Origin of the sequence: Ralstonia sp. 25mfcol4.1 (assembly GCF_900104095.1) — a bacterium.
Taxonomy (GTDB): domain Bacteria; phylum Pseudomonadota; class Gammaproteobacteria; order Burkholderiales; family Burkholderiaceae; genus Cupriavidus.
Window position 1 is genome coordinate 31,697 of sequence record NZ_FNJO01000012.1, and the last position, 12,396, is coordinate 44,092.

The following is a 12,396-nucleotide window of genomic DNA, read 5'->3' on the forward strand; positions in this document are numbered from 1 at the left end:
GTCAATCACCTGAAAAGACAATCATCTTGATGTGGTTTCCCGATCCCGTGCATAGGCCGGGCGGCGATGTCCGGCGAGCTGGCCGTCACCGCGCGGCGATCCTCGCGCGGAAATGCCAGCAACAGCACCGCAAAGCCAAGGAAGAAGGAAATCGATTCGTGCCCCGCGCTCGCGAGCGACGTCAGCAGCAGGTAGACGATGGCTGCCTTGGCGCGCGGGTCGCTGATGCGGATGCGGCGGCATATCATGTACAGGGTCCAGATGAAGAAGACGCCGAACACCAGCAGGAAATCGAACAAGGTGGACTTGGTCGATACATTGCTGAGGTTCTCGACGATCTCCGTCACCTCGGAAAAATTGAGCGGGAGCATCGAGCCCAGCCACCCCATCGCCCAGCCGCCAAATGTCTGGACCGCGCCATAAAATCCATAGTAGCCGAACCCGAATGGGTTGACGACCTGGCCCACCAGCCCCGTCAGCCACAGCGTCATGCGCGTGGAACCCGAGGTGAAATTACTGAGGTCGTGCGCCACCGCCTCGGCCTGGCGGAAGCCCACGGCGATCACGATCGGCGCGAAGAACAGCAGGTACGGAATCAGCCGACGCGACATGCTGACCCAGAGGAACGCCACGAGAATGCTGATGGCGGCGCCTTTCGAGCCCACCAGGCCCAGCACGACCATCATCAGCAACATGAACGTCGCCTGGCGCTTGGCCGAATACGGGCGGGCCATCTCCTTGATCAGGTACAGCATCATCGCGTAGCGGCCGATGATCGTGCCGAAGTGCGAATTCTCCTGCATGAAGCCGCGCGCGCGTTCGTCGCCGATCACCTGGTACGCCGGCGCGAACACCAGCTCGCTCACGGCGGATGGCAACAGGTGGAAATGATCGCTGAACACGTAGCCGATCGCACAGATCACGAGTGCCGCTATCAGCGCCCGGCGCAGATGCCGGATGCGCAGATGGTCGATGAACAGCAGCGGCGACAGCCATACCATGGACAGCACCAGCAGCGTCACCGACTTGCCCACGAAAAACACGGTCGGACCGGCAATCAACGCGCAAAAGATCGATACCACGGCCCCGTAGGCAATCATCCACCAGACATTGCGGCTGACATCCGACTGGGCGCGCCCTTCCACCAGCCGTACCAGCAGCACGACGGGCAGGCAGCACGTGAGCAGCAGCGGCCCCGGAGAGGCGGCCAGATAGCCGAGAACCTCCGGACGATAGAATGCCCCGAACGCCATTAGGGCGATCGACACCGAGAACGCGATGGATAACAGCCAGGAAATAATCATGCTGGTTCCGACACCGACACGGTGCCCGCGCCGCTGAGCAATCGGCCGATTTCCGCATGAATCTCGTCCGCGAACAGCTGCCAGCTTGCGTGCTGCTCCACGGTGCGGCGGCCGGCCTCGGCAATATCGCGCCAGAACGCGTCGTCGGTCACCAGGCGGCTCACGCCGGCGACGAATTCCTGCGCCGTGTCGAACGCCAGCAGGTTCTCGCCGGGACGGAAATAGCCGCAACTTTCGGCGTCGAGGCGGGTGGCCACGACCGGCACCTGGTTGGCCATGGCCTCAAGGATCTTCTTGCGGATGCCGCCGCCGACATAGGTGGGCGACACCAGCGCCAGCGATTCGGCGAACGCGGCGGCAAGCGACGGCACGAACCCCAACGCGCGAATGCGCAATGCGCCAAGCTGCTCCGGCGTCATGCCCACCAGCGCCGCCAGGCGGTTCTCGTCGACACCGGTCACGGCGACCGATACTTCTTGCAGCGCCGGTTCCGCCGAAGCCGGCGCCCACACGGTGTGGAGGAAGCGCTTCAGGCTGGCGACGCTCTGGGTTGCGCTCGGATTGAGCAAGGCCAGCAGCTGGGTCGATACCACCTGACGGCTCACCGTACGCTTCGGGGGAATCGGAATGCCCTCGGGCGCCAGGCGGAAATTGCTGCGCTTGTCCTGGGCCCGCGCAATCGCCAGGTCGTGGTCCGTCAGAAATGCCACGGCGTCCACGCGCTTCCAGATGTCAATCTCTTCGCGACGCGTAAGGTGGGCGAACAGGCCCGCCGCCAGTCGCTTGACCCCGCCCAGGGAATCGCGATAGCTGTACACCAGTTCGTACTCGATATTGTGCTCGCGCAGCACGATGGGCACATGCCAGCCCCTGGCCCGGCTGATCTTCTCCGCCAGCGCCACGGTATGAGGGTGAAAGCAGAGAATGGCGTCGAACGTATCGCTGCCGATCGCTTCCAGATGCACCCGCGCGGCATCCGCCGTCGAGTACTTGGCAAACTTGTAGGGTTGCCCGCGCATCGTGGCATTGGCCACCACGCTGATCGATTCCACCGGCGCGAACGGCACGGCGAGCTGGCGCACACCCATGGCCTGGTAGCCATCGGCAACGGCGGCACTGTTCTCGGCTCGCGGATAGGCATAGGTGACATCGAAATGGCGGGCCAGCGATGCCAGTGCCCCCTGAATGCCTTCCTTGCCGCCGTTCACCGGCGGAATGACCTCCTGGGGCCCCAGCGCGAGTAGCTTGATTCTCTTCATTTTCGTACGATCCGCGAGAGCAGTACGTTGGCTTTCGCACCGAGCCGGTACTTGAATCCATAGTTGACGGGCATCACCAGCCCCTGCCGCTGCAGGAGCGTCTCGCTCAGGAGATATTCGAACGCCACGGTGACGGCCTTGCGCAGGATCAGGTCCTCGGGCGTCGACGGGTTCAGGCGGCCCTTCCATGACCAGGGGCTGACCGGGCCAAACAGATGCACGTGCAGCAGGTGCTTCAGGGGCGTATGCGCGCTGCAGAGCTGGTCGAGCCAGGCACGCACGGTGCCGCTTTCGGCATCGGACGGCAGTTGCCGGCTCAGATCCCACATGGTCTCGAACCCCGCCCGGTTCAGCAGGAAGCAGAACGTCGAAAGGTGCCGGCGCGTGGGATTGCGCGCATCCACCATCAGCAGGTCGGTGGAAGGATGGACTTCGCCCGCCGCAGCGGGCTCGTCGACAGCGGCCAGGCTCGGCATCAGGGCACTCAGGCGCTGGGCCAAGGGCCGCCACGCGTGCTTGGTGAACAGTGTGTCGTTCAGCACCACGTACAGGTCGTGATCCCCAGCGATGTCCAGGGCCGAGGCATAGGCCGAGATATCGAAGAAGCGGCCCTTGCAGGGTACCCAGGATGTGGCGCCGACTGGCTCCACGGCGGCCTCCACTGGCGCACGCATGCTTACCAGGCACTGGCGGGAAAATCCGCCGTCCTGCATCAGGATCTCAGCAAACGACGATGTCAGGCGTGCGAATTCCGCAGGCGACGTGTAGTAGCACGCACCGATGAGCGCAACGCGCAGGTTCTGCAGGTGTCGGGGCGACAGCGGTGAATTGCTTGTCATACGGGGGTCCAGGAATACAGCGTCCGGCAAGCGCCGGTCATTCAACAGTGAAGGGAAAGGGGCGGCAGGCGCGGTGACAGCGGGTCACCGCGCTGGCGACGCCCTTCAGTCATCGGCGTCCGTAGTTGTCCTCGAGCCGGACGATGTCGTCCTCGCCAAGATAGCTGCCCGATTGCACTTCGATGATCTCCAGCGGCATACTGCCGGGATTGGCAAGCCTGTGTACTTCGCCAAGCGGGATGTACGTCGACTGGTTCTCGGTCAGCAGGGTCGTCCTGTCACCGCAGGTGATCTCGGCCGTGCCCTTGACCACGATCCAGTGCTCCGCGCGGTGGTAGTGCTTCTGCAGGCTCAGGCTGGCCTTGGGCTTCACCTGGATGCGCTTGACCTTGAAGCGGTCGCTTTCGTCCACGCTGTCGTACCAGCCCCACGGGCGATGCACCTTGCGATGCAGGGTCTGCTCCTGGCGCTGCTGCCGGCTAAGCGTGTTGACGATGTGCTTGACGTCCTGGCTGTGCGACTTGTCCGCTACCAGGACGGCATCCGGCGTCTCGACCACGATGAGATCCTCGACCCCAACCACCCCGACTAGGCGGCTGGTGGCATGTACCAGCGTATTTCGGCTACCGGTGGTAATGACATCGCCGAGATGCGCGTTACCGGCCGCGTCCTTGGGCAAAATGTTCCAGATCGCGTCCCATGCGCCGAGATCGCTCCATCCGGCATCCAGCGGCACCATGCGGATCGGGAAGCGGCTGTTCGGGCAGCGCTCCATCACGGCGCAATCGACGGAATCGTCCGGAATCTCGCAGAACTCGGCCTTGCCGGGCCGCGTGAAATTGTCGTCGCGGGTGCGCGCATCCCAGGCCAGCCGGGTTGCGGCCAGCACATCGGGGCGAAACTCCCCAAGGGCGGCCAGCCAGACCGAGGCGCGCAACACGAACATGCCGCTGTTCCAGCAATAGCCGCCCGCCTCCAGGTAGCGCTGGGCCGACGCGGCATCGGGCTTCTCGACGAAGGCCTCGACGTCGCGCACCGTACTGGCATCGGCCGGATTGTCGCGGGTCTTGATATACCCGTAACCGGTTTCCGGACGCTCGACAGGAATGCCAAGAATGACGATAGCGCCCGTCGCCGCTTCGCGGACCGCCGTCTGCAGCGCGGCGGTATAGGCGGCATTGTCGGCAATCGCCTGGTCCGCCGGCGTCACCACGAGCACCGGGTCGTTGCCGGACTCCACGGCAGCCAGTGCGGCCAGCGTGAGCGCGGGCGCAGTGCCGCGTCCGGCCGGTTCCAGCAATGCCGCGCCCAGCGGCACCCCGGTTTCCCGTAGTTGCTCGAGCGCCAGGAAGCGCTGCTCCTCGTTGCTGACGATGATCGGATGACCAACTGGCGCCTCGGCGGTTCCCAACCCCGTCACCCTGGAAATTGCCTGCTGGAAAAGGCTCTCGTTACCCGTCAGGCAGAGGAACTGCTTGGGAAACCCGGCCCGTGACAGCGGCCAGAGGCGCGTGCCGGAACCACCGCACAGAATTACTGGAGTCACCGAAATCATGAGATATTCCTTTGCCATTCAAGGCACCGCCCTGCGACTATGCTGGCGCAACCGCCCGTCCCGACTTCACGCACCGGACGCCTAGCCTCCCAGGGCACTACACCACCAGACGCTCGTAGGCAGCCATCATCCGCTTCACGGAAACCTCTTCGGTGAATTCCGTCATGAATCGTTGGCGCGCCCCCTCCGAAAAGCGTCTGCGGTCCTGGTCCGAGTTCAGGATGCGGTTGCAGGCTTCCGCCAGCGCCCCTGCGTCATTGATCGGCACGTTGATGCCGCTGACGCCCTGCTTGTTGACCCAGGGCACGCCGGAGCCGGGAATGTTCGTGGCGACGATCGGCAGGCCATAGGCCATGGCCTCCAGCAACACGACGCCGAACGCCTCGGCACGCGTCACGGAAGGCAGGCAGTACAGCGACGCAGCGCCAAACAGTGCGTGCAGCGCTTCGTCGGAAAGCCGGCCGGCCAGGATGACACGGTCTGCCACGCCCGCTGCGCGAATCGCCGCATCGAGAGACGCCTGCAAGGGGCCGCCGCCCACGATCACGACCACCGCATCGTCGCACAAGCGGCCAGCGGCTTCGATCAGGACATCGAACCCCTTGTACGGCACCAGTCGGCCCACGGCGAGTATCACCTTCCGGCCCGCCAGCTTGCGCGACAGGTCGGCCGGTACGGTGGCTTCGGCGACAGGCTCCTCGCTGGGCGCTCCGGCCTGTTTGCGGGCGTCGGTCACGCCGATCGGCACCACCGTGACCTTTGACTCGAAGCGGCTCAGTAGCGGCGACGCGTGGGCGTACACCTGCGAAGTTGCCACGATGCAGTCCGCGCGCTTCAGCAGAGCCACTTCCAGTGGGCGCAGTAGCCTGCCCAGCACGCCCTTGTTGATTACGTCGGCGTGCCAATGCACCAGCAGCCGGGGCTTGCGCCCGATCAGCAAGGCGCCCAGCGCGCCCAGCATGTTGGGTACGTGCAGGTGAACCAGATCGGCGCTGCGGGCCGCCTTCAGGCATGCGAGCAGATAACGCAGTCCCAGCGGCTGCGAAGCGACCATCTTGCCGATCGGCAGGCGAACGATGCGCACGCCGTTCACGACGCTGGTCTCGTCAGCAGCCGATTTCTTGAAACACACGACCGAGACATCGTGGCCGGCGTTCGCCGCGCCTTGCGCGAGGCTTGACGTCACGCTTTCGATGCCGCCGGCATCGGGGGGATAGTACTTCCCAAAATGAACAATCTTGGACATCATCATCTTGCTTCCGGCGGGCGCCAGCGTGGGCAATCAGCCATCACATCGGGACCGGGCTGCCTGCCCTGGGCAATTGCCACCCGGCACGTCGTTATCCATCCCGCTGATCTGCCAGGGACCTTGCCCCGATGACACGGATCCGCGGGGCGCCTCAGCGCTTCTTGAAAAACCAGACCAGCGACAGCACCAGTGCCGCCACGAGCCCCAGCAACAGGCCCACCGCGGCAAACGCGGACTTGCGCGGGAACACCGGGAAACGGCTCACATCCGGCGCGCCCAGTGCGCGGGTTTCGAACGTGCGGGCCGGATCCAGACGCTCCACGAGCGCGCGCTTGCGGCGCTCCAGCGCCTGGACGGTGGCTTCGCTCTGCGTCAGCAGTTGGGACAGCAGTAGGCGTTCCGAGAACTGCTTCGAAACGTCGCCGCGGAATTGATCCTGTACGATCTTCTGGAACTCGGCCCTGCGCGCGGCCTCAGCCGTCAGCGACGCATCGATCTGCCCCAGTTCCGACTTCAGCCGGGCGATCGATGGCTTGGCCAGCGCCGCGTGAACTTGCGTCAGCTCGTCCTCGAAGCCCTTGGCATACTTCGCCGCCTGCTCCTTGCTATACGCACGCACCGAGACTTCCAGCAGGTCCGAGTTGCGCATCTGGTTCACGGTGGCCGACTTCAGGAAAAGATCGGCGTCGACGCTCGGCTGGCTCGCCGAATACGGAATGCCCAGCCGCTGTACCACGGTTTCCAGGAATGGCCGCGAACGCATGCGGTCCACTGCCCGGCCCGGCGGCTCCAGCGCGGCACCGTTGGTACCCTCCTCGCCACCTATCTGCCCGATCTGGAGCAGGACCGTGCCTTGCCATTGCGGCTTGACCAGGTATGTCACGCCAAAGCCGGCAACCGCACCCAGCAGGGCGCCCACCAGCAGCCACCATTTCGCGCGCTTCAGAAACTCCAGAGTCATCCGGCCGAGCGCGGCATCCAGCTCGTCGTCGGTCGATCCAATAGGCCTAGTGGAAGACATCCTCACCTCACTTCCGAAAAATCATCCAGCGTGGGACCCGAAAACGCACAATGCGCCAATAAATCCACACATAAAAAACCATGAATACTGCCGAGAAAATCGCCAGCACCACTCCGTTATTCCAGAACAGCGTGGCGGGCACCACGGCGAACAGGCTCAGAAGCCAGAGGTATGGCGAAGTCATGGAGTTACGGCGCAGCTTGTGATGCTGTTCCGCACTGCCCACGGCCCAGCGCATCAGGCGCTTGTAAATCAGCGTGTGAAGATGCACGCCATCCGGATGACCCGCCGGCACGCCCCTGACCACCTTGCGGCGATAAATGCTGAACAGCGTCTCGAAAATCGGGTAAATCACCATCAGGAAAGGGTACCAAGCAGAAATTTGCGGATGCCTGACGATAAGGAGAATGGAGAGCTCGGCCAGCACGAAGCCAATCAGATAAGCGCCGCCGTCTCCGAGGAAAATCGCGCCCGCCGGAAAATTCCAGATGAAGAATCCAAAAATGGCGCCGATCATGGCAAAGGCCACGGTCAGCACAAATGCATCGCCCACCTGGAACGCGACATAAGCCAGCGACAGGAACATGATCATCGACACCATCGACGCGAGTCCGTTGAACCCGTCGATAATGTTGATGGCATTGGCCAGGCCCGACACGGCAACGGCGGTAATGGCGATCGACACGAAAGAGATCGCCAGGATCTGGTCCACCGTCGCAAAATCGACTCGGGTAATACTCGCGCCCAACACGAAGCTCGCCGCCAGGGCGGACACCATCGTGGCAATCAGCCGCTCGCGCGGCGACACCCGCTTGGTGAGGTCTTCCCAGAATCCCGCACCGAATGCGAATACCGCGCACCCCGCCAGCTTGAGCATGGTGATACCGGTCACGGCATCGGCCCGATACCAGGTAATCAGCGAAACGAACACCAGGCTCACCGCGATACCCAGTCCGCCAATACGCGGCACTGGCTTCGCATGGTGCTTTTGCACGCCACCCAGATCCCAGTCAGCCGTGAGATGCTCATGGAAATGCGAATATCGCACCACGAAAAACGTGAGTAACGACGAGACGAGAAACGCCAATGTAATGGTGATCATACGGACTGGAAACTAACGCCTCACATCAATTTCGTTCTTTCAAGGGAGCCACCGAAAACTGGAACAAACCGACTCACGCGGGACCTGATCCAGCTGCCTTCAGCGGAGGCGAGCCCACTAGAGGATCTGATCGAGCAAGTAGTGAATGCCTTGGCGCCAGTCCGGGAGGCAAATACCGAACGTATTTCTCAGCCGTATGGTGTCAAGTCGTGAATTGGCCGGTCGCGGCGCAGGCAGCGGATATTCGGACGTGGAAATGGACTCGACCTTGTCGGGGTCGACGCGCAATGAGACGCCACACTGCCTGGCGTACCGCAAAACCTCTGCCGCGTAGCCGTGCCATGTCGTTTCCCCGGCGGCAGCCAGATGATAAACGCCAGGGGCGAAGCTAAGCTGGTCGCGTTGCAGCCATTGACGCACCACGACTGCCGTGACGTCGGCGATAAGAGATGCGGTCGTCGGCGCACCAAACTGGTCGGCAATCACACGAAGGCTGTCGCGCTCTTGCGCCAGGCGTAGCATGGTTTTGGCGAAATTACTACCATGTGCTCCCGCAACCCATGACGTGCGCAACACCACAGCGTTGGCATTGCACTGCGCAATCGCCTGCTCGCCGGCCAGCTTGCTCTTGCCGTAGACCGATTGCGGATTTACCGCATCCGTCTCGTCGTACGCGCCGGACTTGGCCCCATCGAATACGTAGTCGGTCGAATAGTGAATGAGCAGGCCACCAATTGCTTCGGCTTCGCTCGCCAGCACGCCGACCGCCGTGCCATTGATCGCGAATGCGAGGTCCGGCTCGCTCTCGGCCCTGTCGACCGCCGTATAGGCGGCGGGATTCACAATCACATGAGGACGAACTCGTCGCACCAAGTCGCGCAACGCTTCGGCATTGGCCAGGTCACAGGATTGGCGATCGAGCGCCACGACATTGCCGAGGGGCGCCAAACTCCGGCGCAGTTCGAACCCAACCTGACCGTTGCTTCCTGTTACAAGAATGGTGGGCGCGGTAAACGGCTTACGCTGCATATTGCTTCGCCACCCAGTTGCGGTAGTCCCCCGAAACCACGTCCTGCACCCATGCCTGGTTATCGAGGTACCACTGCACGGTCTTGCGAAGCCCAGTCTCGAACGTTTCAGCCGGTTTCCAGCCGAGTTCCTGCTCCAGTTTGCGTGCGTCGATGGCGTACCGGCGGTCATGGCCGGGCCGGTCCTTAACAAACGAAATCTGATTGCGATACGAACCTGCCGCCCTGGGCTTCAGTTCGTCAAGCAGATCGCACAGCGTATGCACGACATCGAGGTTGGTCTTTTCGTTCCAGCCGCCTACGTTGTACGTCTCGCCCAATCGACCGCGACCCAACACTTCACGGATCGCGCTGCAATGGTCGCGCACATAGAGCCAGTCGCGCACGTTCTGGCCATCACCATAGACCGGCAACGCCTTGCCCGTCAGTGCATTGGTGATCATCAGCGGGATCAACTTCTCCGGGAAGTGATACGGGCCGTAGTTGTTCGAGCAGTTGGTCGTCACCACCGGCAAGCCGTAGGTGTGGTGATAGGCACGCACGAGATGATCCGAGGCCGCTTTCGATGCCGAGTAAGGGCTGTTCGGCGCGTAGGCAGTGGTTTCGGAAAACTGCGGGTCATTGGGTCCCAGCGATCCGAACACCTCGTCCGTGGAAACGTGCAGGAAGCGGAAAGCGGCCTTTGCGCTCTCGTCGAGAGTGCCCCAATATGCGCGCACCGCCTCCAGCAACGTGAACGTGCCGACGATATTGGTCTGGATAAACTCTGCCGGCCCATGAATTGACCGATCAACATGGCTTTCCGCTGCGAAATGCACAACCGCACGCGGCTTGTATTGGGCGAGCAAACTGTCCAGCGCGGCACGATCGCAAATGTCGGTCTGCGAGAAGACGTGACGCCTGTCGCCGTCCAACGGGGCCAGCGTCTTCAGATTTCCGGCGTACGTCAGCTTGTCGACGTTGACAATGCTGTCGGCACCCGGCTGGGCAAGCCAATCCAGGACAAAATTTGCCCCGATGAACCCGGCCCCGCCTGTGACAAGAATGTGCGACAAACTTTTGCTCCCTGCTTATCGATATATTCCGAGTACCCGACAATAGTCGGGGGGGCCGCCTGATCCAGTGGGGGATAGCGGCTTTTTTAAGTCCATGTGGAAGTGGCGCTATTCTAACTGACCCTGCCCCTCATCCTTGGGGCGGTACCCAACTTTTTGTAGCGTGTTGTAACGAATCGCCAAATCGATTATGTGGCGACATGAGAATGCCTGATTTGGCACTTTTTCGCCCTTTCTGATAATTGCGGCAATTTTCAATGCATGTGAATCCAACTGCGTCTGACTGCGCCTTCGCCATCGGCGACCTCCAGGGTTGCGCCCCTTCCCTTCACGAATTGCTCGCACAATTGCCGGCGAACGCCCCCCTTCGCTTCGTCGGCGACCTTGTCAACCGCGGCCCCGCCTCGCGGGAGACGCTGCGCATCGTCAAGGCCATGGGCTACCGGGCGCAAACAGTCCTCGGCAACCACGACATCCACCTGCTCGCGGTAGCCGCCGGCGTCCGCAAGAAGGGCAAGTCAGACACGCTCGACGACATCCTCAAGGCGCCTGATTGTGCTGACTTACTCACATGGCTTCGCCATCAGCCGCTGGCTATCGCCGAAAACGGCTTCCTCATCGTCCACGCCGGCGTCCTCCCCCAATGGACAGCCCAGCAAGTCATCGACCTTGCGCAGGAAGTCGAAGCCGAACTGCAGGGCCCGAACTGGCAAGGCTTCCTGGCGGATATCTTCGGCAATGCGGCGGATCGCTGGGATGACAGCCTGCGCGGCATCGAGCGTCATCGGGTAATCGTCAACGCCCTGACCCGCCTGCGCTTCTGCTCCGCCGACGGCGTCATGGACCTCAAGACCAAGGAAGGTCTCGGCAAGGCGCCCGCGGGCGTCATGCCATGGTTCGACGTCCCGGGACGACGCACCGCTGACACCACCGTGGTATGCGGACACTGGTCGACGCTAGGTCTGGTGATGCGCCCCGACCTGATGGCTCTCGATACCGGCTGTGTCTGGGGAGGGGAGCTAACCGCTGCCAGGCTGGCGCGCGACCCGGACGCGCGAACCGTCATCCAGGTGGATTGCCCCCAGTATTCTGATCCGTTCGCCTGAAATTGCGAATCCCGCGGGAGCGGGGACGACCAGAGGCTCAGGACGTGGCAGTCGCAGGCTGGACTACCGGCACCGGGGCTTGATGTAGCTTTTTAGCTACATTCAGTGCCGCGTCGGGCACCCCATCCAGCAGGTGCACCACCACCTCCCGCGCCGCCTCCGCCAATTCCCGCCGGCTCGCCGACTCGGCCAGCAATTGCGGCCCGAGCGTCAGCCGCACCTTGATCGGCGGCGACTTCAGGACGGCGTTCAGGCATTCGACTAGCGAGATGTCGTCGATATACGCCGGTGCCAGCGTCGGCTGGCCGGTGGCTGCGTCCAGGTAGCTCAGGCCCACCGGCTGCACGGGCAGGCCGCCCACCAGCGGGGCCTGCATCAGGTTGGCGTGGAACGGCAGCACCTTGCTGCCATCGGTGGTCGTGCCTTCGGGGAACACACAGACGAGATCGCCCTGCCGCATCACGTCCGCGACGTGGTGCAGTACGCGGTGTGCGTCACGTTTGCTGGCACGTTCGATGAAGATCGTCCCGGTCTTGTCACAAAGCCAGCCGATCAGCGGCCAGCTGCGGATTTCCGATTTGGCGACGAAGCGCACCGGCTGCCAGCTGTGGATAACGTAGATGTCCAGCCACGAGATATGGTTCGACACCAGCATGGCGCCGCGCGGTGCCGCTTCGCCGGGGGCCATGCCCTCGACTTCCACCTGGATGCCGCAGATAGCAAGCAGTTTGCGCGACCAGTCCCGGATCAGCCGCTCGCGCAGGTGAGCGCTCGCCCACGGGAAGACCGTTGCGCAGACCAGCATCCCGCGCAACAGGTGTAATCCCAGCCGCAGCTTGCGTAACCAGATCATCTTCAAACCCCGGTAGCCTTTCAGG

11 protein-coding genes are annotated in these 12,396 nt (G+C 62.8%); 1 reads left to right on the plus strand and 10 read right to left on the minus strand.

From position 1 onward, the window contains the following. Positions 1-5: 5 nt before the first annotated feature. The 9 genes from BLQ58_RS20305 to rfbB form a co-directional block, all read right to left on the minus strand. A complete protein-coding gene (locus tag BLQ58_RS20305) occupies positions 6-1,304 on the minus strand; it encodes a hypothetical protein (RefSeq protein ID WP_029051270.1) in 1,299 nt (432 codons plus the stop codon). Then, positions 1,301-2,563 (minus strand): glycosyltransferase, encoded by a 1,263-nt coding sequence (locus BLQ58_RS20310; protein WP_029051271.1) that lies wholly within the window; start codon positions 2,561-2,563, stop codon positions 1,301-1,303. Before BLQ58_RS20310 ends, BLQ58_RS20305 begins: the two co-directional genes overlap by 4 nt. Beyond that, the gene (locus BLQ58_RS29215; protein ID WP_029051272.1) at positions 2,560-3,402 is read right to left on the minus strand and encodes a hypothetical protein; all 843 of its coding nucleotides are present in this window, start codon (positions 3,400-3,402) and stop codon (positions 2,560-2,562) included. The genes BLQ58_RS20310 and BLQ58_RS29215 overlap by 4 nt, the downstream gene beginning before the upstream one ends. A gap of 109 nt (positions 3,403-3,511) precedes the next feature. Continuing rightward, entirely contained in the window at positions 3,512-4,975 is a 1,464-nt protein-coding gene (locus BLQ58_RS20315) for a mannose-1-phosphate guanylyltransferase/mannose-6-phosphate isomerase (protein ID WP_217636045.1), read from the minus strand. Between the two features lie 79 nt (positions 4,976-5,054). Continuing rightward, on the minus strand, positions 5,055-6,209 hold the full coding sequence (locus tag BLQ58_RS20320; RefSeq protein ID WP_092601563.1) for a glycosyltransferase: 1,155 nt from the start codon (positions 6,207-6,209) through the stop codon (positions 5,055-5,057). A gap of 148 nt (positions 6,210-6,357) precedes the next feature. Next, complete coding sequence (locus BLQ58_RS20325; protein ID WP_092601565.1) at positions 6,358-7,227, minus strand: GumC domain-containing protein; 870 nt, start codon at positions 7,225-7,227, stop codon at positions 6,358-6,360. A 7-nt stretch (positions 7,228-7,234) separates the two neighbouring features. Next, on the minus strand, positions 7,235-8,329 hold the full coding sequence (locus tag BLQ58_RS20330) for an MraY family glycosyltransferase (protein ID WP_092601567.1): 1,095 nt from the start codon (positions 8,327-8,329) through the stop codon (positions 7,235-7,237). Positions 8,330-8,446: 117 nt separating this feature from the next. After that, positions 8,447-9,358: a dTDP-4-dehydrorhamnose reductase gene (gene rfbD, locus BLQ58_RS20335; protein WP_092601569.1), complete on the minus strand. Its 912-nt coding sequence runs from the start codon at positions 9,356-9,358 to the stop codon at positions 8,447-8,449. Continuing rightward, complete coding sequence (gene rfbB / locus BLQ58_RS20340; protein ID WP_092601571.1) at positions 9,348-10,412, minus strand: dTDP-glucose 4,6-dehydratase; 1,065 nt, start codon at positions 10,410-10,412, stop codon at positions 9,348-9,350. The genes rfbD and rfbB overlap by 11 nt, the downstream gene beginning before the upstream one ends. Before the next feature lie 257 nt (positions 10,413-10,669). Between rfbB and BLQ58_RS20345 the strand changes: the two genes are divergently transcribed. Continuing rightward, positions 10,670-11,518: a symmetrical bis(5'-nucleosyl)-tetraphosphatase gene (locus BLQ58_RS20345; RefSeq protein WP_092601573.1), complete on the plus strand. Its 849-nt coding sequence runs from the start codon at positions 10,670-10,672 to the stop codon at positions 11,516-11,518. Positions 11,519-11,555: 37 nt separating this feature from the next. Here BLQ58_RS20345 and BLQ58_RS20350 read toward each other — a convergent pair whose 3' ends face one another. Next, entirely contained in the window at positions 11,556-12,371 is an 816-nt protein-coding gene (locus tag BLQ58_RS20350) for a lysophospholipid acyltransferase family protein (RefSeq protein WP_092601785.1), read from the minus strand. Positions 12,372-12,396: the final 25 nt, after the last annotated feature.